Below are 21,669 nucleotides of genomic sequence, written 5' to 3'. Positions count from 1 at the left end.
CCCGCCGCCTTCGCGGCCGCCGGCCGCTCCAGCAACGGAAGCTCGGTGAACAGGATCGACAGGTTGACGTTGAAGCGCGTGTCCGTGAAACCCATAGGGTCCGGCGCTCCTTCCGGATAGCGGAACTTACTTTCTGCGTAATGGAACACTGCCGGGAGGGTGGGGAAGCTGTCAAGAGGGGTCGGGCGCAATTTCTGGCCGCCGCGCCCATCCGCGCGTAGGTTGAACCGCGTGCGATTGAGAGTTGAGTTCACGACGGAGCCGTTCGACCTGGACGAGGCGCCGGCCCACGCGGTGGTGGCCCGGGAGATCGTCACCGGCGCGGAACTGGACGCGGTCGACGTCGGCCCGTTCGGCAACACCGCGGAGGGCGACGCCGACCGCGTGCTGAGCGCGGTCGACGCCCTGCTGAGGAAGTCCCTGGCGGCGGGCGCCACCCGGGTCTCCCTCCAGGTCAACGTGATCGGGGACGGCGGCCGGGGCGGCGCGCCGGAGGGCAAGGGGGACGCGACGTGACGGAGCCCGCGGACCACCCCTTCGTGCAGGCGGTCAAACCCCTGGTCGACGCGATGGGCGGCCGGATGGTCGCCCCCGAGCAGGCCCGCGGCGACGATGTCGTACTGGCCTGGGAGGGGCAGGACCGGGTGGCCGTGCGGCTGCCCCACCTGTCCGAGTCGCTGGACCACATCCTCGCGGAGCTGGAGCGCCGGCACGGGATGCCGCTGTCCGAGCTGGACCGGAAGTCCAAGCAGTCGGTGGTCCGGATACTGGAGACCCGGGGCGCCTTCTCCGTCCGCCACGGGGTGGAGACGGTCGCGGGCGCCCTCGGCGTCAGCCGTTTCACCGTGTACAACTACCTGAACAGGGAAAGCGCCGCGAAGGACGCCGACTGAGGCGAACGGGGCGCAACTCCCGCTTCCGTGGCCGAGAGCCGCCGTCCGGTGACCCCGGGCGGCGGCTTTTGTGTTGCCGACTTTTCAACAAAGTGTTGACGTGGTGTTGCCGGAGGTCTTAGCTGTTTCCAGCCAAACAGAGCTGTCCAGCACCAGGCCACGGAGGCTTCCCGTGTCTTCGAGTACGCCCCAAGGGCTTACCCGGTTCAACACCGCCGACGCCAGCGAGGCTCAGGCCGCCCTGCACGAGGTGTGTGCCAGCCGGGCTTGGGGGAGCAAGATCCTCGCCCAGCGCCCCTACGCCACCCCCGACGCCCTGTACGCCGCGAGCGACGCCGCGACGGCCGAGCTGTCCGCGGACGACCTGGCGGAGGCGATGGCCGGGCACCCGCCCATCGGACGGCCCAAGCCGGGCGACCCGACCTCGAACCGCGAGCAGAGCGGTATGGCCGGCGCCTCCGACGAGCTCAAGGCGGAGATGCTCGAACTCAACCTGGCCTACCAGGAGAAGTTCGGGCACGTGTTCCTGATCTGCGCCTCCGGCCGCACCGGTGAGCAGATGCGCGACGCCGTCCGCGACCGGATCGGCAACACGCCGGACCAGGAACGCGAGATCGTCCGCGGGGAGCTCGGCAAGATCAACCGCATCCGCCTGACCCGCATCGTAGAAGGAGACCCGGTATGAGCAGCGAGACGGCTGCGACGACGTCGGTGTCCACGCACATCCTGGACACCAGCGTGGGCCGCCCCGCGGAGGGCGTCGCCCTCACGCTCTCGGTGCGCTCCGGCGCCGGCGGTGCCTGGACGTCCCACGGCGCCGGCAAGACCGACGCCGACGGGCGCTGCAAGGACCTGCCCGCCCTGCCGGCGGGCACCACGCACGTACGCATCGAGTTCGAGACCGAGGCGTACTTCGTTTCACATCAGTACAGCGACAACCAGCAAGCCGAGGAACAGCAGGACGCCCCCGCGCTACGGGACAGCGGAGCCTTCTTCCCGGAGGTGGCAATCACCTTTGCCGTCAAGCCGGGCGAGCACTACCACGTACCGCTGCTGCTCAACCCGTTCGGCTACTCCGTATACCGAGGGAGCTAGCACCGACATGCCCACGATTCTCGGCCAGAACCAGTACGGCAAGGCGGAAAACCGCGTCGTCAAGATCACCCGCGACGGCGACACCCACCACATCAAGGACCTCAACGTCTCGGTCGCGCTCTCGGGCGACCTGGAGGAGGTCCACCTCTCCGGCTCGAACGCCAACTGCCTGCCCACCGACACGACCAAGAACACCGTCTACGCCTTCGCCAAGGAGTACGGGATCGAGTCGGCCGAGCAGTTCGGCATCCACCTGGCCCGGCACTTCGTGACCAGCCAGGAGCCGATCAAGCGGGCCCGCATCCGGATCGAGGAGTACGCCTGGGAGCGTATCGAGACCTCGGACGGCAACTCCCGCTTCATCGGCGCGGACGAGGTCAAGCACTCCTTCGTCCGCAAGGGCCAGGAGACCCGCCTCACCGAGATCACCTTCGACGGTGAGAACTGGCAGGTCATCTCGGGTCTGAAGGACCTGATCGTGATGAACTCCACCAACTCGGAGTTCTGGGGGTACATCAAGGACAAGTACACGACCCTGAAGGAGGCGTACGACCGCATCCTCGCCACCCAGGTCGCCAGCCGGTGGCGCTTCAACTGGACCTCCGACGAGCAGCGGATGCCCAACTGGGAGCGTTCGTACGAGCAGGTCAAGAAGCACATGCTGCAGGCGTTCGCGGAGACCTACAGCCTCTCGCTGCAGCAGACCCTGTACCAGATGGGTTCCCGCATCATCAACAACAGGTCCGAGGTGGACGAGATCCGCTTCTCGCTCCCCAACAAGCACCACTTCCTCGTGGACCTGGAGCCGTTCGGGCTCAAGAACGACAACGAGGTCTACTACGCGGCGGACCGCCCGTACGGCCTGATCGAAGCCACTGTTCTGCGCGACGGTGTCGAAGCCCGGATCCCGATGGATCTCACCAACCTCTGACGGCTTTCGACGCAACGCCGTGCCTCGCGTCCCCTCCCCACCCCGCAGCGGGGAGGGGACGCGATTTCCGAGGGGAACGACCCATGGCACAGCACGAGCAAGCCCCGCACCACCCCGTCCCACCGTGTCACCCGGTGGACGAGAAGCCGGCCGTCAGGCGGCTGGTCCCCGCCGCCCTCCAGCACATCGCAGCGATGTACGCCGGCGTCGTCACCCCTCCGCTCATCATCGGCCAGGCCGTCGGCCTGGACGGCGCGGGCCGGACGCGGCTGATCGCCGCGAGCCTCCTGATCGCCGGACTCGCGACCCTGCTGCAGACGCTCGGTCTGCGCACCTTCGCCGGCAACCGCCTCCCGTTCGTCAACGCGGCCAGCTCGGCCGGCATCACCCCGATCCTGGCCATCGCCGAGAACACCGCCAAAGGCCACCAACTCCCCGCCATCTACGGCGCGGTGATGTGCGCCGGCGTCTTCTGCCTGGCCATCGGCCCGTTCTTCGGCCGGCTCCTGCGCTTCTTCCCGCCGCTGGTCACCGGCGTCGTGATCACCCTCATCGGGGTGACGCTGATGCCCGTACCGGTCGGCTGGGCGCAGGGCGGCGACAAGCACGCCGCCGACTTCGGCTCCATGAAGAACCTCGCGCTGGCCGGCTTCACCCTCCTCGTGGTGCTGCTCATCCAGCGCTTCGCCAAGGGCTTCCTCAAGCAGGTCGCGCTGCTGATCGGCCTGGTCGTCGGCACCCTCGCCGCGATCCCGTTCGGCATGGCGAGCTTCGACGGGCTGCGCTCGGCGCCGATCGCCGCGCTGCCCACCCCGTTCGGCTTCGGACCGCCGGAGTTCCAGCCCGCCGCGATCCTCTCGCTGTGCATCGTGATGCTGGTGCTGATGACCGAGTCCTCGGCCGGCATGCTCGCCCTCGGCGAGATCTGCGAACGCCCCACCACCCGCACCACCATCACCCGCGGCCTGCGCACCGACGGTATCGCCACCCTCCTCGGCCCCGTCTTCGGCGGCTTCCCGACCAGCGCCTTCGCGCAGAACGTCGGCGTGGTCTCGCTGACCCGGGTCCGCAGCCGCTATGTCGTCGCGCTGGCCGGCGCGGTCCTGCTCGTCCTCGGCGCCTTCCCCGTCCTGGGCGCCGTGGTCTCGCTGGTGCCGATGCCGGTCCTCGGCGGCGCGGGTATCGTCCTGTTCGGATCGATCGCGGTCAGTGGCATCCGCACGCTCTCCGAAGCGGGACTCGAGGACAGCTCCAACATCATCCTGGTGGCCGTGTCGCTCGGCGCGGGGATCATCCCGCTCGCCGCGCCGACCTTCTACGCCGGGTTCCCCGCCTGGGCACAGACCGTGCTCGGCTCCGGAATCAGCGCCGGAGCCCTGGTCGCGGTCCTGCTCAACCTGTTCTTCCACCATCTCGGCACCCGGAGCACCGCACGGGCAGCGGTACTGTCAGCCGCCACGCCCGGCTCCGGCACTCAAATCCCGTAGGGCCATGCCGTGCCCAACCGCCACTGAAAGAACGAGGAAGCAACATGGCAGCATCGGCATCCCCTGACAGCGCGGTGAAGCAGCGCATCGTCATCGAGAACTGCGCCATCGCGACCGTCGACGCCGACGACACCGAGTACGCCACCGGTTATGTCGTCGTCGCCGGCAACATCATCGAGTCCCTGGGCGCCGGCAAGGCGCCCGAGGGGCTGGAGAACGTCGTCCGCCGCGTGGACGGCACCGGCCACCTCGTCACCCCCGGCCTGATCAACACCCACCACCACTTCTACCAGTGGATCACCCGGGGCCTGGCCACCGACCACAACCTCTTCAACTGGCTGGTCGCGCTCTACCCGACCTGGGCCCGGATCGACGCCCAGATGCTGACCGCGGCCACCCACGGCTCGCTCGGCATGATGGTCAAGGGCGGTGTCACCACCGCCTCCGACCACCACTACGTCTTCCCGCGGGGCTCGGGCGACCTGGTCGGCGCCGAGCTGGCCGCGGTCGCCGACATCGGCGCCCGGATCACCCTGGCCCGCGGCTCCATGGACCGCAGCGAGAAGGACGGCGGCCTGCCGCCGGACTTCGCCGTCGAGACCACCGAGGGCGCGCTGATCGCCACCGAGGAGGCCATCGACAAGCACCACGACGCCTCCTTCGGCTCGATGGTGCACATCGCCGCGGCGCCCTGCTCGCCGTTCTCCATCTCCACCGAACTCCTCCGCGAGGGCGCGGCCCTGGCCCGCCGCAAGGGCGTGCGGATGCACACCCACGGCTCGGAGACCGTGGAGGAGGAGAAGTTCTGCCACGAGCTGTTCGGCATGGGCCCGACCGACTACTTCGAGTCCACCGGCTGGCTCGGCGAGGACGTGTGGATGGCGCACTGCGTCCACATGACCGACTCTGACATCGCCGCCTTCGCCCGGACGAAGACGGGCGTCGCGCACTGCCCGTCCTCCAACGCCCGCCTGGCGGCCGGTATCGCCCGCGTCCCGGACATGCTCGCGGCCGGCGTCCCGGTCGGCCTCGGCGTGGACGGCACCGCGTCCAACGAGTCCGGCGAGCTCCACACCGAGCTGCGCAACGCGCTGCTCATCAACCGCCTCGGCGCCCACCGCGAAGCCGCCCTCAACGCCCGCAAGGCGCTGCGGCTGGGCACCTACGGCGGCGCCCAGGTCCTCGGCCGCACCGCCGAGATCGGCTCCCTGGAGCCCGGCAAGCTGGCCGACCTGGTGCTGTGGAAGCTCGACGGCCTGGGCCACGCCTCGATCGCCGATCCGGTCACCGCCCTGGTCTTCGGGCCGGCCGCCCCGGTCACGCTGTCGCTGGTCGACGGCAAGCCGGTGGTGGAGGACAACCACCTCACCAACATCGACGAGGACGCCATCGCCCGCTCCACGCGGGCCGAGGCGCAGCGTCTGGCCCGTATCGCGGCCGAGGGCTGATCCCCCCGGCACGCGCTGCACACAAGACTCGGCCGGGAGGGACGGCTCCCGGCTGAGCTTGCGGATCCGAGCGGGATCCGCAAGCGCCGGACCCGGGGGTACGGGACCATTCCCGTGCCCCCGGGCCGGTTCCCCACAGCAAGCCGCCCAGCGCCACAAGCGCCGCCGTCCGCACGCTCACCAGCGCGGCATACCGGCACCCCGCACCACATGGCACGACCTCCGTGACAGGCTCGCACCGCCCTCCGGCGGAGCAGAAATCGACAGGAGGCCCGCAGTGGCCGCAACTCCCGGGCAGAAGCCGGAGGACGACCGGAAGCACCCGGTCGACGAGACCCTCCCGCCCTTGAAAATGTTCACCAGCGGCCTGCAGCACGTGGCCGCCTCGTACGCGGGTGTGGTGGCCCCGCCGATGATCATCGGGCCCGCCTGCGGGCTCAGCGCCACCGAGACCGCGTTCCTGATGGGCGCCAGCCTCTTCACCGCCGGTATCGCCACCCTCCTCCAGACGCTGGGCTTCTGGAAGGTCGGCGCCAAGCTCCCGTTCGTCAACGGCGTCTCCTTCGCCGGCGTCACCCCGATCGTCGCCATCGCCAAGGGGCACAGCCCGCACGACGCCCTGCCGGTCATCTTCGGCGCGGTGATCGTCGCCGGTGTGCTCGGCTTCCTCCTCGCGCCGTACTTCTCCAAACTGGTCCGCTTCTTCCCGCCGGTGGTCACCGGCACCGTGATCACCCTGATCGGTGTCTCGCTGCTGCCGGTCGCCTTCAACTGGTCGCAGGGCGGCAACGCCAAGGCCGCCGACTACGGTTCGCTGAAGAACATCGGGATGGCGGCGCTCACCTTCCTGATCGTGCTCGTGCTGCGGCGGACGCTGCGCGGCTTCCTCCAGCAGATCGCCATCCTGCTCGGCCTGGTCGCCGGCACCCTGATCGCGATACCGGTCGGCATCACCGACTTCTCGGTCATCACCAAGGCGAGCTTCGTCGGCTTCCCGACGCCGTTCCACTTCGGCGCGCCGCAGTTCGACGTCGCCGCCATCGTCTCGATGTGCATCGTGATGCTGGTCTGCATGACGGAGTCCACCGCCGATATGCTCGCCCTCGGCAAGATCGTCGACCGCCCGGCCGACGAGCGCACCATCGAGGGCGGTCTGCGCGCCGACACCCTCGGTACGGCGATCAGCCCGCTCTTCAACGGCTTCGCCAACAGCGCCTTCGCCCAGAACATCGGCCTGGTGGCGATGACCAAGGTCCGCAGCCGCTATGTGGTGGCGACCAGCGGCGCGATCCTGATCGTGCTGGGCCTGTGCCCGGTGGCCGCCTCGGTCATCTCGCTGGTGCCGCTGCCGGTCCTGGGCGGCGCGGGCATCGTGCTCTTCGGCTCGGTCGCGGCCAGCGGTGTGCAGACCCTGTCCACCGCCGCCATGGAGAAGGGCGAGAACTCCCTGATCGTGGCCGCCGCCCTGGGCATCGGCCTGATCCCGATCGCCGCCCCGACCTTCTACCAGCACTTCCCCAAGGACCTGCTGGTCGTCCTGGACTCCGGTATCAGCACCGGCTGCCTGGTCGCCATCGTCCTCAACCTCGCCTTCAACCACTTCGGCCGCAAGGGCGGTACGGACACCGCCGATCCGGCGCCGGACCCGCACGCCCTGGCCGACGTCCCGGACATCCCCCAGCAGCCCGAGCGGGGCCGGATGGACGACGGCGAGACGGCCGCCTCCTCGGCCCACTGACCGACCCAGCGCCACCGGCAACGGCCCGTACGGACCCGGCAACCGCCGTTTCCCTACGGGCCGTTGGGCCGTTCCCGGGGCCGTCAGCCGATGTGGTAGCTGTCCCCGTAGACCTTCCAGTCCAGCGGCGGGCGCAGGTCGAGGTTGCCCTTCTTCAGGAACACCCGCTGCTCGGTGTCCACCCGGCTGGTGTCGCTGTGCGCCTCCTCCTGCTTCATCGCCCACACCCGGGCGTCGAGGAAGGCGTTGAGGTAGGTCTTCTCGTCGCCGCCCCGGGCCGGCGGCTGGGCCTTGGCCAGCGCCCGCTTGCGGATGCCGCTGAAGCTGGTCGGGTCGCTGCCGTCGCCGTGCATCACGAACGCGTCGTAGTAGATGAACTGGCCCAGTACGCCGAGCCCGTCGGCCTTGCCCTGCTTGACCGCCGGGTTGAAGTAGCCCCGGTCCCGCTCGTCGTCCTGCGCGGTGCGGAACACCTGGTCCTTGGCCGCCTTGCGCCAGTCCTTGGGGTAGTCGGGGTCCAGACCGGCGTGCGAGTCGCTGCCGTCCACCTTGCGCAGCGCCGGCAGGTACTTCGCCAGCACGTTGTCCGGCTTCCGCTTGGTGTAGAGCTCGACCAGCTCCAGCATGTCGTGGGTGCCGGAGGTGAAGCCGATGATGCCGCCGGTGTAGCCGCGGCCGTCGCCGATGTCCTGGATGTAGCCGTACTGCGCCTTCCAGTCCAGCGAGGAGTTCTCCGCGCTGGAGACCAGCTGCATGGCGATCTCCTTCTTCGCCGGGTCGTCCAGGCCGATGGCGGCGGTGGCGGCGCCGGCGTGCGGCGCGGTGCGGGGCGCGGCCGGGGTGGTGGCGGTGGCCGCCATCGCGGTGACCGGTACGGCGAGCAGGGCGAGGCCGAGAGCGGTACGGGTGGTGGCCCGGGCTATCGATCGGGAGCGCATGAGTCCTCCTGTCGGAGTGGCCGAGGGGGGTTCCCCAATCGTTAGGAAGCTTTCCTACCAGACTCCAGGGGACGCGTACAGCGCTCCGGGGTCGGGAACCGGCCACGCGGCCACGGGACTTGAAACCGCGCGAGCGAGTCAAAGCCCCGCCCTCCGGGTACGCATTCGGTAGGGGCCCAGCGGCCGCGCACCCGTTAGCGCCGCCCCGTCAGGCCGCCCCTGTCAGTCGCCGCCGCGCCCGTCCGCCGCCGCCGGTACGCCGCCCAGCAGCCCGCCCACCAGCGCCCGCAGCTCGTCCGCCGGGTCGAACGCCTCGCCGGGGAAGGCGAGTTGGCGCAGCACCAGCCCTTCCAGGTGGTCCAGCAGGATCCGGCCGTGCCGCTCCGGCGCGGCGGAACCCAGCCGCCGCACCCACTCCGTGCTCCGTTCCAGCGCGTCCTGCCGCGCTCGCGCCAGCGGCGCGCGCAGCTCCGGCCGCGCCGCGGACTCCAGCAGCAGCGCGAACCGCGCCGCCGTACGGGCGCGTCCCGGCCCCGCGGCCCGCCGGGCCAACGCGGCCAGCGTCTCGACCAGTTTACCCGTGCCGCCCTGCGCCGGCCCCTGGGCGAACGCCTCCCACTCCCGCCGCTCCAGCGCCAGCAGATGCTCCACGATGCCGCCGAGCAGCGCCGCGCGGTTGCGGAAGTAGTTGGACGTGGTGCCCGTCGGCACCGCCGCGGCGCGGTCCACCGCCTGGTACGTCAGCCCCCGCGCCCCCTCGCCGCCCAGGACCTCGACCGCCGCGTCCAGCACCTGCTCCCGCCGCCGCGCCACCGTTCCACCCGCCCTTACAACTCCGTTACTACGCCCATAGTATCCGCGCGATCCTGCGCCCCGCCGCACCCCGCCGGGTCCCGCCGTGCCGACCCGGCGCCCGCAGCCGTGCCCGATATGCTGCGGTTCACGCCGAACGCCGGAAAGCGCCCCGACGAACGCGCCGGAAGCCGAGCCACCGCGCGGGCCCCGCGGCCGGGTGGCCCCGCGCAGAGAGGGAAGCCGCCGTGCCCCAGGAAGCCCACGAGCCGAACGCCGCCCCGGAGCCCGTCCCCGACCCCCTGGCCACCCCGGAACCGCTCGCCCGCCCCGCTCCCCGGCACACCGCCTCCTCCGCGCTGGAGGGCGCCGTGGACGCCCTCCTGGACGAGCTCTGCGACGACCTCCGGCGGCTCGCCGCGATCCCCTCCATCGCCTTCCCCGGCTACCCGCCCGAGCCCGTCCACGAGGCCCGCGACCTCGTCACCGAGCTGCTGCGCGGCGCCGGCGCCACCGGCGTCGAGGAGATCACCCTCCCCGGCACCGCCCCCGTCATCACCGCGACCGTCCCGCCGCCCACCCCGGACGCCCCGACCGTGCTCCTCTACGCGCACTACGACGTCCAGCCGCCCGGCGACGAACGCCTGTGGGAGACACCGCCGTTCACGCCCACCGACATCGACGGCGGCATCCGCGCCCGGGGCATCGCCGACGACAAGGCGAACCTCATGGTGCACATCGGCGCGCTGCGGGTCTTCGGCGGACGCCCTCCGGTCGGCGTCCGGATCGTCTTCGAGGGCCAGGAGGAGTACGGCAGCGACTTCGACGACTACCCGCCGACCGACCCCGGCCGTTTCGCCTGCGACGCGATGGTCATCGCCGACACCGGCAGCGTCCGCCCCGGCACCCCCACCCTCACCACCGCCCTGCGCGGCACCGCCGACGTCCTCGTCGAGGTCCGCACCCTGCCCGCCGCCGTGCACAGCGGCGCGTACGGCGGCGCCGCCCCCGACGCGCTGCTGGTCCTCCTCAAGGCGCTGGCCACCCTCCACGACGTGCACGGCGACGTGGCCGTCGAGGGGCTGCTGCGCGAGCCGTGGACCGGCGGCGGGCTCACCGAGCCGGAGTTCCGCGAGCTGGCCGGCGTCCCCGAGGGCACCCCGCTGCTCGGCTCCGGCGGCCTCGGCGAACGCCTGTGGAGCGGCCCGGCGCTCACCGTCACCGGCCTGGACGCGCCCGCCGTGGACCGCGCCGCCTCCGCCACCGTCCCGTACGCCCGCGCCGCGCTCAACCTCCGCACCCACCCCCGGCAGGACCCCGCCGAGGCCCAGGACGCCCTGATGCGCCATCTGCGGCGGCTGCGCCCGTACGGCGTCCCGCTCACCGTCACCCCTGGTCCCACCGGCCCCGGCTACCAGGCCGCCACCACCGGCCCCGCCTACCGCGCGGCCCGCAGCGCGCTGCGCCGGGCCTGGGGCGCCGAGCCCGTCCACGCCGCGTCCGGCGGCTCCATCCCGCTGGTCAACGGGCTGGCCGCGGCGGCACCCGGCGCCGAGGTGCTGCTCTTCGGCGCCGAGGACGTCCGCTGCAACCTCCACGGCCCCAACGAGCGGGTGCTGCTCTCGGAGTTCCGCGCCGCGCTGCTCGCCGAGGCGGCCTTCCTCGCCGAGTACGCCGCCGCGTACCGCCGCGGGGCTCCGGCGTGACCCCCGGCGCCGCGCCGCCGCCCGTACCGCCCGAGGATGCTGACGAACCGTCAGGCAAAGGTCCCGGTCGCCGGCGCTTCCCCAGCGCGCTGACCGTCCTCGCCCTGGTCACCGTCCTCGTCTGGGCGCTGGCCTTCGTCCTGCCGGCCGGCGGCTACGCCCGCACCGCCGCCGGCCGGCCCGTCCAGGGCACCTACCACCGCGAACCGTCCGGCCGGACCTTCCCCGAACGGCTCGGCGACCTCTTCCTCTCCCCGGTCAACGGCCTCTACGGCGTCCGCGACGCCCGCACCGGACTGGTCGGCCCGGACCTCAGCGGCCGGCTGTACGGCAGCGCCGGGGTGTTCCTCTTCGTCCTGGCCATCGGCGCGTTCATCACCGTCGTCTTCGCCACCGGCGCGCTGGACCGCGGTATCGGCCGGCTGGCGCACCGGCTGCGGGACCGCGGCGCGCTGCTGATCGCCGGGGTGATGGCGGTGTTCTCGCTGCTCGGCACGGTCGAGGGGTTCGCCGAGGAGACCCTGGGCTTCTACGGGCTGATCGTCCCGCTCGTGCTGGCCCTCGGCTTCGACCGGCTGGTGGCCACCGGCGCGATCATCCTCGGCGCGGGCATCGGCGTGCTGTGCTCCACCGTCAATCCGTTCGCCACCGGCGTCGCCTCCTCGGCCGCCGAGGTCTCGCTCGGCGACGGCATCGCACTGCGCGTCGCCATGTGGCTGGTGCTGACCGCCGCCACCACCGTCTACGTCATCCGCTACGCCCGCCGGGTCCGCGCCGACCCCGGCCGCTCGCTCTGCGGCTTCCTCCCCGGCGACCGCGCGCAGGACCGCACCGCCGAGGACACCGCCGGACCACCGCCGCTCACCCGCCTCCACAAGGCCGTCCTGATCCTCGTCGCCCTGCTCTTCGCCCTGATGGTCTTCTCGGTGATCCCGTGGTCCGGCGCCCTCACCGGCCGCGCCGACGCCCGCCCGTACGCCTGGGAACTGGGCTGGTCCTTCCCGCAGTTGGCGGCGCTGTTCCTGGTCGGCGCGGTGCTGGTGGGGGTCGTGGCCAGGATGGGGGAGCAGCGGCTGAGCGCCACCCTCGTCGCGGGCGCCGCCGACTTCGTCTCCCCGGCGCTGGTCATCGTGCTGGCCCGCGGGGTCACCGTCATCATGAACAACGCCAAGGTCACCGACACCGTGCTGCACGCCGTCGAGGGCGCGGTCGCCGGCACCCCCTCCGCGCTCTTCGGCATCCTGGTCTTCGTGGTCAACCTCCCGCTGGCGTTCCTGATCCCCTCCACCTCCGGGCACGCCACGCTCGCCATGCCGATCCTCGCCCCGCTCGCCGACTTCGCCGGCGTCACCCGCCCGCTGGTCGTCACCGCCTGGCAGGCCGCCAGCGGCTGGATGAACCTCTGGGTCCCCACCACCGCCGTCATCATGGGCGGCGTCTCCCTGGCCAAGGTCGGCTACGACACCTACCTCCGCTTCGCCGCCCCGCTGCTGGCCCTGCTGTTCGTCCTGATCTGCGCCTTCATCGCGCTGGGCGCGGCGGTCGGCTGACCGGCGGGACGGCGTACGGCGCGCGGGCCGGGGTACGGCGAAGGGCCCGCCCGCACCCCCCCCGGGCGGGGGGAGTGCGGGCGGGCCCTTCGTACGCGGGCGCCGGCCGGCCGGTTTCCGGCCGCGGGCCTCAGACCAGCAGTTCGTACGCCGGCAGGGTCAGGAAGTCGGCGTAGTCGGCGTCCAGCGAGACCTTCAGCAGCAGGTCGTGGGCCTGCTGCCACTTGCCGTTGGCGAAGGCTTCCTCGCCGATCTCTTCGCGGATGGCGGCCAGTTCGCGGGCCGCGATCTCGCGGACCAGTTCGGCGGTGGCCTTGGTGCCGGCGTGCTCGCCGTCCTGGAAGACCACCCCGGCGTCGACCCACTGCCAGATCTGCGAACGGGAGATCTCGGCGGTGGCGGCGTCCTCCATCAGGCCGAAGATGGCGACGGCGCCCAGACCGCGCAGCCACGCCTCGATGTAGCGGGTGCCGACCTGCACCGCGTCGACCAGGCCCTGGTACGTGGGCCTGGCGTCCAGCGAGTCGATGGCGATGAGGTCGGCGGCGGCCACCGAGACGTCCTCGCGCAGCCGGTCCTTCTGGTTCGGCTTGTCGCCGAGGACCGCGTCGAACGAGGCGCGGGCGACCGGCACCAGGTCCGGGTGCGCGACCCAGGAGCCGTCGAAGCCGTCGCCGGCCTCCCGGTCCTTGTCGTTCTTGACCTTGGCGAGCGCCTTCTCGTTGGCCTCGGGGTCGCGGCGGTTGGGGATGAACGCCGCCATCCCGCCGATCGCGTGCGCGCCGCGCTTGTGGCAGGTGCGGACCAGGAGTTCGGTGTAGGCGCGCATGAACGGCGCGGTCATGGTGACCGCGTTGCGGTCCGGCAGCACGAACTTGGCGCCGCCGTCGCGGAAGTTCTTCACGATCGAGAAGAGGTAGTCCCAGCGGCCGGCGTTCAGGCCCGAGGCGTGGTCGCGCAGCTCGTAGAGGATCTCCTCCATCTCGTAAGCGGCGGTGATGGTCTCGATCAGGACGGTGGCCCGGATGGTGCCCTGCGGGATGCCGACGTAGTCCTGGGCGAAGACGAAGATGTCGTTCCAGAGGCGGGCCTCGAGGTGCGACTCGGTCTTCGGCAGGTAGAAGTACGGGCCCTTGCCGAGGTCCAGCAGGCGCTGGGCGTTGTGGAAGAAGTACAGGCCGAAGTCGACCAGCGCGCCGGGGACCGGGCGGCCCTCGAACTGCAGGTGGCGCTCCTCCAGATGCCAGCCGCGCGGCCGCATCACGACGGTGGCCAGCTCCTCGGCCGGCTTCAGGGCGTAGGACTTGCCGGTGCGGGCGTCGGTGAAGTCGATCCGGCGCTCGTAGGCGTCGATGAGGTTGAGCTGGCCACCCACGACGTTCTCCCAGGTGGGAGCCGAGGCGTCCTCGAAGTCGGCGAGCCACACCTTCGCGCCGGAGTTCAGCGCGTTGATGGTCATCTTGCGGTCGGTGGGACCGGTGATCTCCACCCGGCGGTCGGTGAGCGCGGCGGGCGCCTCGGCGACCTTCCAGCTGTCGTCCGCGCGGATGTGCGCGGTCTCGGGGAGGAAGTCCAGCGAGCTGGTCCGGGCGATCTCGGCGCGGCGCTCGGCGCGGCGGGCGAGCAGCTCGTCCCGGCGGGGGGTGAATCGCCGGTGCAGCTCGGCGACGAAGGCGAGGGCCGCGTCGGTGAGGACCTCGCCCTGCCGTTCCGGGGTGTGCGCGGGGTCGACTTCGACGATGGCCAGCGGGGACGGCGCTGGTGCGGACATGAGCTGTCACTCCATTCAGCGGCGGTGCCTGGCGGCCGCCGGGGCACCCAAGGCGGCACGGGGTGCCGCGGGCTCCGAGATACGGTCGCGGGCGCCGTTCGGGTACAGGGCGCTTCTGACCAGTGGAGACTAGTTTCCTTATCGCGGAACTTCAATGGTTTGTTGATGTCGAGATTCTCTGAGTCGACAGAAGTAGTGATCGAATGGCTCTCGGTGCCACACCGGTCACTCTCCATAACTCCCGTACCGGAGCGGCGTTTTCCCGTCACATCCGGCCGCGGCGGCCGTTCCGGCCGTCCCGGGACCGGTCCGCCGCAGAATGTGCGGCGGCGGCCGCCCGGCGGTGCGCGCCGGGGGCCGCCACTCGATTGTCGGCGGGCGCGCACGGCTCACTCCAGCCGCGCCAGATCCTCGGGCGTGTCGATGTCGTACGCCTCGGCCACATCCCCGCACTCGACGAGGGCCACCTCGCCCGCGTGGCGCCGGAGATAGGCCCGCGCCCCGCGGTCGCCCTCCGCGCTCGCCGCGATCTCCGCCCAGCGCGCGGCGCCGAACAGCACCGGATGCCCGCGCTCGCCCCCGTAGGCCGCGGCCGCCAGTGCGTCCGGCCCGGTCGCCGCGGCCACCACCCGGGCCACCGCCGCGGCGCCGATGCCCGGCTGGTCGACCAGCGAGACCACCACCGCGTCCGCCCCCGAACCGGCCAGCGCGGCCAGCCCCACCCGCAGCGACGAGCCCATGCCCTGCGCCCAGTCCGGGTTCACCGAGACGCCGCAGCCGGTCAGATCGGCCCGGGCGCGGACCGCGTCGGCGGCCGCGCCCAGCACGATGTGCACCGGCCCGCAGCCGCCGTCCCGCAAGACCTGTGCGGCGTGCTCGACCAGCGGGCGTCCCCGGTGGTCGAGCAGTGCCTTCGGCCGTCCCCCCAGCCGCCGCCCGCCGCCCGCGGCGAGCAGCAGCCCGGCCACCGTCATCCCCTCGGGCCGTACGGCCCCCGCTTGCCCCCCGGCGCCCGCGCGCTCCCCTGGATCTGCCATGGACCCTGCTTACCCCATGGCCGCGCGCGGCGCCTCGTGCGGCCCGGAATCAGGCCGCGTCCCCCGCGGCGCGCTGGCGCGGGATCCGGGGCCGCAGCCGGTCCCGGAGCGCCTGCGTCCGCTCGTCGGCGCCCCGGCGCTCGCTGACGAAGCGGTGTATGTGCTCCTCGGTGATCTCCGACGCGTCGGACAGCCCGTACGCGCGGCAGATGAGCTGGACGACGCTGAGCCGCCGGGGTCCGGGGCTGCCGGCGGGGTCCGGGCCGGTGTCGGGCGTGCGTGCCATGGTGTGCTCCGATCCGTGGGTGGGGGATCCGGTGCGCCGGGCTTCCGGCGGACCGGGTGGGCGCGATCCGGCGATATGCCGGATATTTCCACGGAAGTGAGAATGCTCCACGGTGCTCCGGCATATCCCTTGTACGGCATACGCCCACGCCAACGGATGCCCTGGGGAACGCACGTGCTGACGCATGGTCAGGCGGAGGTGGGGGTACCCGCGCGCGGACGGGTGCGTTCCGGGGTGGACGGGCGCGGAGCGGTCCGGAGGCGTGCGTTCCGGGGCGCGGGCGCGCCCTGGCGGGGCGTCAACTCGTCCGCGCCGCAGGCCGGTCGGTGGGTTTCGGGGCCCGTGCCGCATATGCCCGGCAGGGGGCCCGCGGGGTCCGGGCCGCGATGTCACGGTGCGGCGTCCGGCCGGATAAGGTGCATCTCCGTTGCGGATCCCCCGCCGCCGCGGTCGCGGTGGCGCAGGCATGTCACCGGGTCCGCGAGAAGAGTCGGGGGACGCAGTGGTGAACGGTGCGGAGACGTCCGGGATCTTCCAGCCGCTGGCGGGCGACGACCCGCGGGTGATCGCGGGGTACCGCCTGACGGCGAAGCTCGGGGCCGGCGGGATGGGCAAGGTCTATCTCTCCTACACGCCCGGCGGCCGGCCGGTGGCGATCAAGGTGATCCGCCCGGAGTTCAGCGAGGACGGCGAGTTCCGCCGCCGGTTCGCGCAGGAGGTGAAGTCCGCGCAGCGCGTCCAGGGGCTCTACACCGCGCCGGTCATCGACAGCGATACCGACGGACCGGTGCCCTGGCTGGCCACCGCCTACGTGCCCGGCCCCGCGCTCTCCGCGGCCGTCGCCGAGCACGGCCCGCTGCCGGTCCCCACCGTGCTGCTGCTGGTCGCCGGGATCGCCGAGGCGCTCCAGGTCATCCACGGCGCCGGCATCGTCCACCGCGATCTGAAGCCGTCCAACGTGCTGCTGGCCGCCGACGGTCCGCGGGTGATCGACTTCGGGATCGCCCGGGCCGCCGACGCCACCGCCCTGACCGGCAGCGGCGTCACGGTCGGCACGCCCGCCTTCATGGCGCCCGAGCAGGCCATGGGGTCGGCCGTCACACCGGCCACCGACGTCTTCGCGCTCGGCCAGGTCGCGGCGTACGCGGCGGGCGGCGGCCCGGTCTTCGGCGAGGGCACCTCGCACGGCGTCCTCTACCGCATCGTCCACGAGGAACCGGACCTCACCGGGATCCCGGACGCGCTGCGCGAACTGGTCGGCCGGTGCCTGGCCAAGGAGGCCGCGGACCGGCCCACCGTCGCCGAGGTGATCGCGCTGTGCGGCGCCGCGTCCGGGGAGACCCAGCTGCGCCGCCCCGAGGAGTGGCTGCCGGCGGCGGTCGCCGCGGACATCACCACCCGCGCCGCCGCCCCGGCGCCCCGGCCCACCCCGCCGCCGCCCCTGGAGGCGCCCACCGCGGGCGTCCCGGCCCGTCCCGCGCAGCCGCCGGCCGCGCCGCCCGCCGTGCCGGTCCCGACCGCCCTGGACACCCCGCGCACCCCGCCGCCCGGCTTCGGCCCGGCCGCGTACGGGCCCGCGGCGGCGCACCCGGCACCGCCCGCCCCGCCCGCGCCCGCCGCGCCGCCGGCCGCGCCGCCGGCCGCGCCCGGCGTCCCCGGCCCGGCGGCCACCGCCCCCTTCGCGGCCGCGCCCCCGCCGCCGCCGAAGAAGAAGCGCACGGGCCTGACCGCCGCCCTCGTCGCGGTCTGCGCGCTGGCCCTCGTCGGCGCGGGCGGCGGCGCGGTCTACTACCTGATGGGGAAGGACCGCAAGGCGACCGGCAGCCAGGCCACCGGCGGCGGGACGAAGGCCACCGGCACCCCGGCGCCCACCGCGACGCCCGGCACCGGCGGCACCGCGGATACCGGCAGCACCGGCAAGCCCACCCCGGACGCGCCCCAGCAGGACCCGGCGCCCCTCGACACCAAGGGCATCGACCTGCCCTTCGGCTACCGCCTGGGGATGTCCGACGACCCGATCACGCCCAAGCCCCTGGACGGCGGCGGCGATATCGCGCTGGAGGGGAGCGACATCACGGGCGGCCGGTTCACCAACCGCAGCAACAGCACCCTCGTCCTGCTCAAGCCCGGCCAGCCGGGCACCCTCGACACCTGCCGGCACGACACCCGCTACGCCCAGGTGATCGAGCTCTCCCTGCTCGGCAAGGGCTCGCAGATCTGCCTGACGACCAGCGGCGGCACCGTCGCGCTGCTCACCTACCGGGGCGCGTCGGGGGAGTCGGAGCCGAGCAAGTACGTCACCCTCGACGTCCGGGTCTGGCGCGACGCGAAGGCCCCGGGGGCCGGTTCCTGACGGGCCGGTCCGGGCGGGCCGGACGGCCGGCCGCCCGGACCGGCGGTCAGGCCGGGGCCTGGTTCGCCAGCGCGACCGACAGCTGGGCCGCCACGTCCTGGAGCACCGGGATGATCTTCTCGGTGGCGGCCTCGGTGACCCGGCCGGTGGGCCCGGAGATGGAGATCGCCGCGGAGGTGGGCGAGTTGGGGACCGGGACCGCCAGGCAGCGGACGCCGATCTCCTGCTCGTTGTCGTCGACCGCGTAGCCGAGCCGGCGGACGTCGGCGAGCGCGTCGAGGAAGCGCTCGGGGTCCGTGATGGTCTTCTCGGTCGCCGCGGGCATCCCCGTCCGGCCGAGCAGCGCGCGGACCTCCTCCGGCGGGTGGTTGGCCAGCAGGGCCTTGCCGACGCCGGTGGAGTGCGGCAGCACCCGGCGGCCGACCTCGGTGAACATCCGCACCGCGTGCCGGGACGGGACCTGGGCGACGTAGACGATCTCGTCGCCGTCGAGCAGCGCCATGTTGGCGGTCTCGCCGGTCTCCTCCACCAGGCGCGCCAGGAACGGGCGGGCCCAGGTGCCCAGCAGCCGGGACGCGCTCTCGCCGAGCCGGATCAGGCGCGGGCCGAGGGCGTACCGGCGGTTGGGCTGCTGGCGGACGTAGCCGCAGGCGACCAGCGTGCGCATCAGGCGGTGGATGGTGGGCAGCGGAAGCCCGCTGGTGCCGGAGAGCTCGCTCAGACCGACCTCGCCGCCGGCGTCGGCCATCCGCTCCAGCAGGTCGAAGGCGCGCTCAAGGGACTGGACCCCGCCGCTGGCCCCTGCGGGCTTGGCATCGGCGGCGGAGGTGCTGGCGCTGGACGGCGGCACGTCGCGTTCCTTTCGGGGCGGGTCGGATCGGTCTCGGCTCTACGCCTTGCGGGCGCCGGGCCCGACCGGAGCAGCCTACCGGTCGTACCGCGCGGGCACACGGCCTATCGCACAGTCGTTCCCGCCGGTCAGGGCCCTTGTGTTCCACGGTGCCACCTCCTTGCCCGAGATCCCTTGACGGTGCCAGTGGCCGTAGCTACGTTCTGCTGCGCGAAAGCTACTGTCCATTCTGTGGAATCCTCCAAATCGCTGGAGCGTCATGCGCATACTCGTCATGAACCCGAACACCACGGCTTCCATGACCGCGTCGATCCGCGCCACCGCCGCCTCGGCCGCCGCACCGGGCACCGAGATCCTCGCCACCGAACCCCTGTGGGGCCCCGAGTCCATCGAGGGCCACTTCGAGGGCTACCTCAGCGCCGCCGCCGTCCTGGACCGGCTCGCCACCCTCGACACCCCCTACGACGCGCTGGTCATGGCCGGCTTCGGCGAACCGGGCCGGGAGGGCGCGCAGGAGCTGCTGGACGTCCCCGTCCTGGACATCACCGAGTGCGCGGCGCAGATGGCCATGCTGCTCGGCCACGCGTACGGCGTCGTCACCACCCTCGACCGCTCCGTCCCGCAGATCCGGGACCGGCTCCTGACCGCCGGGCTGCTCCAGCGCTGCGCCGGGGTCCGCGGTACGGGGCTGGGCGTCCTGGAGCTGGAGGAGGACCCGGAGCGGACCGTCGCGGTGATCATCGAGACCGCGCGCGGGCTGGTCCGGGACGGCGCGGAGGTGGTCTGCCTGGGCTGCGGCGGGATGGCCGGGCTCCAGGAGCGGGTGGCCGCGGAACTGGGCGTGCCGGTCGTGGACGGGGTCGCCGCCGCGGTGAAGTTCGCCGAGGCGGTGGCCGGTCTCGGGCTCACCACCAGCGACCGGCGCAGTTTCGCGCCGCCGCGGCCGAAGGCGATCGGGTCGTGGCCGCTGAGCCGGTATCTGGTCAATGGGGCGAGTGTTCCTTCTGCCGGCCTTTCCGCTGAGGTGTCCGCTGACGTTTTCTCCGACGTTGCCCCTGACGCTCGCGCGCAGACGTCAGGCATCTGATGTCTGGCCCCGGCCCGTTTCGTTTCGCCGGGTCGATCGCCAACCCGCCCGCACCCGCCCCCTGGCTCCATCACCGACCCCACCGGCGACCGCGTCGCCGACCCCACCGCTGAGCTCCACCCAACCCGACCCCCGGGAGGGACCCATGAGCACATCCCCGCACGCCCGTCCGGCCGCACCGGACCCCCGGCTCTTCAACGAGGACCTCGCACCGGCGGCGCGGCGCAGCTGGGGCACGTACAGCGTCTTCGCGCTGTGGATGTCCGACACCCACGCGATCAGCAACTACGCCTTCGCCGCCAGCCTCTTCGTGCTGGGGCTGCCGGCCTGGGAGGTGTTCGCCGCGCTGCTGGCCGGCATCACCCTGGTCCACTGGCTGATGAACCGGATGGGGCACGCGGGCCACCGCACCGGCGTCCCGTATCCGGTGCTCGCCCGGGCCAGCTGGGGCGTCTACGGGGCGAACATCCCGGCGCTGCTGCGCGCGGTGATGGCGGTGGCCTGGTACGGCATCCAGACCTGGCTGGCCTCGACGGCGGTGGTGCTGCTGACGCTCCAGGTGGCGCCCGGTCTCGACGCCTGGAACCACAACTCGGTGCTCGGCCTGTCCACCCTCGGCTGGGCGGCGTTCCTGCTGATGTGGGGGCTGCAGGCGGCGCTGCTGACCCGGGGGATGGAGTTCATTCGCAAGGTGCAGGACTTCGCGACCGGGCCGGTGGTCTGGCTGGTGGTGCTGGCGCTGGCGGTCTACCTCCTCGTACGGGCGCACGGCGACATCTCGCTGACCCGCAGCCTGACCGGGCTCAGCGGCACCGAGCAGGTCCGGCAGAGCCTGATCGCGGTGAGCCTGACCGTGGCCACCTTCCTGACCCTGGTGCTCAACTACGCCGACTTCGCCCGCTTCACGCCCGACCACCGCGCGTACCGGCGGGGCAACCTCCTCGGGCTGCCGGTGAACTTCACCGCCTTCGCGGTGGTCGCGGTGCTGGTCACCGCGGGCACCATCGCGGTCTTCGGTGAGGCGATCTACGACCCGGTGAAGGTCATCCAGAAGATCGACAACCCGGTCGTCACCGTCGTCGGCGCGCTCGCCTTCATCGTCGCCACCATCGGCATCAACGTCGTGGCGAACTTCGTCTCGCCCGCCTACGACTTCGCCAACCTGCTGCCGAAGTACCTCGACTTCAAGCGCGGCGGGATGATCACCGCGGTGCTGGCGGTGCTGGTCCTGCCGTGGAAGCTGTACTCCTCGGCGCTGGTGATCCAGTACTTCCTGGGGGCGCTGGGGGCGTTCCTCGGCCCGCTGGTGGCGATCCTGCTCGTGGACTACTACCTCGTGCGGCGCGGCCGGATCGACGTCGACGCGCTGTTTTCGGCCGATGCCGCGGGCGCCTACTTCTACCGCCGCGGCTACAACCCGAAGGCCGTGCTCGCCTTCGTCCCGGCCGCCGCGGTCTCCGCCTCGCTGGCGCTGATACCGGTCTTCGACGCCGTGGCGCCGTTCTCCTGGATCTTCGGGATGGGGATCTCCGGCCTCCTCTACGTCCTGGTCTCGGGCCGCGACCGGTCCGCCGGGGCCGCCGGGCCGATCCCGGAGGAGATCATCCCGTCGCAGGTCAGCGCGGGGATCGTGGAAGTACCGGGGGAGCCGGAGCGGTCCGCGGTGGTCGCCGGGCCGGCGGCCGCGAAGGGGTCTTGACGGGCCGG

Annotated in this window: 19 protein-coding genes and 1 pseudogene; 13 read left to right on the top strand and 7 right to left on the bottom strand. The window is 72.6% G+C overall.

Features of this window, described 5'->3' with window-relative positions:
• Window positions 1-95: pseudogene (locus tag ADL22_RS35025) on the bottom strand (hydroxypyruvate isomerase); the annotation flags it as partial.
• A 136-nt stretch (window positions 96-231) separates the two neighbouring features.
• Between ADL22_RS35025 and ADL22_RS27735 the strand changes: the two are divergent.
• The 8 genes from ADL22_RS27735 to ADL22_RS27700 all read left to right on the top strand — a co-directional run bounded on the left by ADL22_RS27735 (window position 232) and on the right by ADL22_RS27700 (window position 7,592).
• Window positions 232-516, top strand: a complete 285-nt coding sequence (locus tag ADL22_RS27735; protein ID WP_066985597.1) for a hypothetical protein — start codon at window positions 232-234, stop codon at window positions 514-516.
• Window positions 513-893 (top strand): helix-turn-helix domain-containing protein, encoded by a 381-nt coding sequence (locus ADL22_RS27730; RefSeq protein WP_066985594.1) that lies wholly within the window; start codon window positions 513-515, stop codon window positions 891-893. The genes ADL22_RS27735 and ADL22_RS27730 overlap by 4 nt, the downstream gene beginning before the upstream one ends.
• 172 nt (window positions 894-1,065) lie before the next feature.
• Window positions 1,066-1,578 carry a 2-oxo-4-hydroxy-4-carboxy-5-ureidoimidazoline decarboxylase gene (gene uraD, locus ADL22_RS27725; RefSeq protein ID WP_066985591.1) on the top strand — a complete coding sequence of 171 codons (513 nt, stop codon included), beginning with the start codon at window positions 1,066-1,068 and terminating at the stop codon, window positions 1,576-1,578.
• Entirely contained in the window at window positions 1,575-1,988 is a 414-nt protein-coding gene (uraH, locus tag ADL22_RS27720; protein WP_066985588.1) for a hydroxyisourate hydrolase, read from the top strand. The genes uraD and uraH overlap by 4 nt, the downstream gene beginning before the upstream one ends.
• A 7-nt stretch (window positions 1,989-1,995) precedes the next feature.
• Complete coding sequence (gene pucL, locus ADL22_RS27715) at window positions 1,996-2,919, top strand: factor-independent urate hydroxylase (protein WP_066985585.1); 924 nt, start codon at window positions 1,996-1,998, stop codon at window positions 2,917-2,919.
• Window positions 2,920-3,002: 83 nt separating this feature from the next.
• Complete coding sequence (locus ADL22_RS27710) at window positions 3,003-4,406, top strand: nucleobase:cation symporter-2 family protein (RefSeq protein ID WP_066985582.1); 1,404 nt, start codon at window positions 3,003-3,005, stop codon at window positions 4,404-4,406.
• A 44-nt stretch (window positions 4,407-4,450) separates the two neighbouring features.
• A complete protein-coding gene (locus ADL22_RS27705; protein ID WP_066985580.1) occupies window positions 4,451-5,854 on the top strand; it encodes an 8-oxoguanine deaminase in 1,404 nt (467 codons plus the stop codon).
• Window positions 5,855-6,131: 277 nt separating this feature from the next.
• Window positions 6,132-7,592, top strand: coding sequence for a nucleobase:cation symporter-2 family protein (locus ADL22_RS27700; protein ID WP_066985577.1), 1,461 nt, complete (start codon window positions 6,132-6,134; stop codon window positions 7,590-7,592).
• A gap of 83 nt (window positions 7,593-7,675) precedes the next feature.
• Here ADL22_RS27700 and ADL22_RS27695 read toward each other — a convergent pair whose 3' ends face one another.
• Entirely contained in the window at window positions 7,676-8,530 is an 855-nt protein-coding gene (locus ADL22_RS27695) for a chitosanase (RefSeq protein WP_066985574.1), read from the bottom strand.
• A 222-nt stretch (window positions 8,531-8,752) separates the two neighbouring features.
• Window positions 8,753-9,343 (bottom strand): TetR/AcrR family transcriptional regulator, encoded by a 591-nt coding sequence (locus tag ADL22_RS27690; RefSeq protein WP_066985571.1) that lies wholly within the window; start codon window positions 9,341-9,343, stop codon window positions 8,753-8,755.
• 227 nt (window positions 9,344-9,570) lie between these two features.
• On the opposite strand from ADL22_RS27690, the gene ADL22_RS27685 reads away from it, so the two are divergent.
• A complete protein-coding gene (locus ADL22_RS27685; protein ID WP_420711604.1) occupies window positions 9,571-11,028 on the top strand; it encodes a M20/M25/M40 family metallo-hydrolase in 1,458 nt (485 codons plus the stop codon).
• Window positions 11,025-12,578 (top strand): YfcC family protein, encoded by a 1,554-nt coding sequence (locus ADL22_RS27680; protein WP_066985568.1) that lies wholly within the window; start codon window positions 11,025-11,027, stop codon window positions 12,576-12,578. The genes ADL22_RS27685 and ADL22_RS27680 overlap by 4 nt, the downstream gene beginning before the upstream one ends.
• A gap of 130 nt (window positions 12,579-12,708) precedes the next feature.
• Here ADL22_RS27680 and aceB read toward each other — a convergent pair whose 3' ends face one another.
• The 3 genes from aceB to ADL22_RS27665 all read right to left on the bottom strand — a co-directional run bounded on the left by aceB (window position 12,709) and on the right by ADL22_RS27665 (window position 15,672).
• Window positions 12,709-14,349, bottom strand: coding sequence for a malate synthase A (gene aceB, locus ADL22_RS27675; protein WP_066985566.1), 1,641 nt, complete (start codon window positions 14,347-14,349; stop codon window positions 12,709-12,711).
• Between the two features lie 389 nt (window positions 14,350-14,738).
• The gene (locus ADL22_RS27670; protein ID WP_066985564.1) at window positions 14,739-15,323 is read right to left on the bottom strand and encodes a nucleotidyltransferase family protein; all 585 of its coding nucleotides are present in this window, start codon (window positions 15,321-15,323) and stop codon (window positions 14,739-14,741) included.
• A gap of 112 nt (window positions 15,324-15,435) precedes the next feature.
• The gene (locus ADL22_RS27665; RefSeq protein ID WP_066985561.1) at window positions 15,436-15,672 is read right to left on the bottom strand and encodes a hypothetical protein; all 237 of its coding nucleotides are present in this window, start codon (window positions 15,670-15,672) and stop codon (window positions 15,436-15,438) included.
• A 466-nt stretch (window positions 15,673-16,138) separates the two neighbouring features.
• On the opposite strand from ADL22_RS27665, the gene ADL22_RS27660 reads away from it, so the two are divergent.
• Window positions 16,139-18,025 (top strand): serine/threonine-protein kinase, encoded by a 1,887-nt coding sequence (locus ADL22_RS27660; protein WP_066985558.1) that lies wholly within the window; start codon window positions 16,139-16,141, stop codon window positions 18,023-18,025.
• Between the two features lie 46 nt (window positions 18,026-18,071).
• Here ADL22_RS27660 and ADL22_RS27655 read toward each other — a convergent pair whose 3' ends face one another.
• Entirely contained in the window at window positions 18,072-18,875 is an 804-nt protein-coding gene (locus tag ADL22_RS27655; protein WP_066985555.1) for an IclR family transcriptional regulator, read from the bottom strand.
• A gap of 259 nt (window positions 18,876-19,134) precedes the next feature.
• On the opposite strand from ADL22_RS27655, the gene ADL22_RS27650 reads away from it, so the two are divergent.
• Together ADL22_RS27650 and ADL22_RS27645 are read left to right on the top strand one after the other, a co-directional pair.
• Window positions 19,135-19,962 (top strand): aspartate/glutamate racemase family protein, encoded by an 828-nt coding sequence (locus ADL22_RS27650; RefSeq protein WP_234430878.1) that lies wholly within the window; start codon window positions 19,135-19,137, stop codon window positions 19,960-19,962.
• A gap of 145 nt (window positions 19,963-20,107) precedes the next feature.
• The gene (locus ADL22_RS27645; protein WP_066985552.1) at window positions 20,108-21,661 is read left to right on the top strand and encodes an NCS1 family nucleobase:cation symporter-1; all 1,554 of its coding nucleotides are present in this window, start codon (window positions 20,108-20,110) and stop codon (window positions 21,659-21,661) included.
• Window positions 21,662-21,669: the final 8 nt, after the last annotated feature.

This window comes from Streptomyces sp. NRRL F-4489 (assembly GCF_001509485.1).
Taxonomy (GTDB): domain Bacteria; phylum Actinomycetota; class Actinomycetes; order Streptomycetales; family Streptomycetaceae; genus Streptomyces.
The sequence above is the reverse complement of the archived record's forward strand: the minus strand, read 5'-3'. Positions and strand labels throughout refer to the sequence as shown.

Coding starts and splice junctions, on each gene's coding strand:
- ADL22_RS27710 (WP_066985582.1), top strand. CDS start 3,003: ATGGCACAGCACGAGCAAGCCCCGCACCACCCCGTCCCACCGTGTCAC.
- ADL22_RS27705 (WP_066985580.1), top strand. CDS start 4,451: ATGGCAGCATCGGCATCCCCTGACAGCGCGGTGAAGCAGCGCATCGTC.
- aceB (WP_066985566.1), bottom strand. CDS start 14,349: ATGTCCGCACCAGCGCCGTCCCCGCTGGCCATCGTCGAAGTCGACCCC.
- ADL22_RS27670 (WP_066985564.1), bottom strand. CDS start 15,323: ATGACGGTGGCCGGGCTGCTGCTCGCCGCGGGCGGCGGGCGGCGGCTG.
- ADL22_RS27695 (WP_066985574.1), bottom strand. CDS start 8,530: ATGCGCTCCCGATCGATAGCCCGGGCCACCACCCGTACCGCTCTCGGC.
- ADL22_RS27660 (WP_066985558.1), top strand. CDS start 16,139: ATGTCACCGGGTCCGCGAGAAGAGTCGGGGGACGCAGTGGTGAACGGT.
- ADL22_RS27665 (WP_066985561.1), bottom strand. CDS start 15,672: ATGGCACGCACGCCCGACACCGGCCCGGACCCCGCCGGCAGCCCCGGA.
- ADL22_RS27645 (WP_066985552.1), top strand. CDS start 20,108: ATGAGCACATCCCCGCACGCCCGTCCGGCCGCACCGGACCCCCGGCTC.
- ADL22_RS27650 (WP_234430878.1), top strand. CDS start 19,135: ATGCGCATACTCGTCATGAACCCGAACACCACGGCTTCCATGACCGCG.
- pucL (WP_066985585.1), top strand. CDS start 1,996: ATGCCCACGATTCTCGGCCAGAACCAGTACGGCAAGGCGGAAAACCGC.
- uraH (WP_066985588.1), top strand. CDS start 1,575: ATGAGCAGCGAGACGGCTGCGACGACGTCGGTGTCCACGCACATCCTG.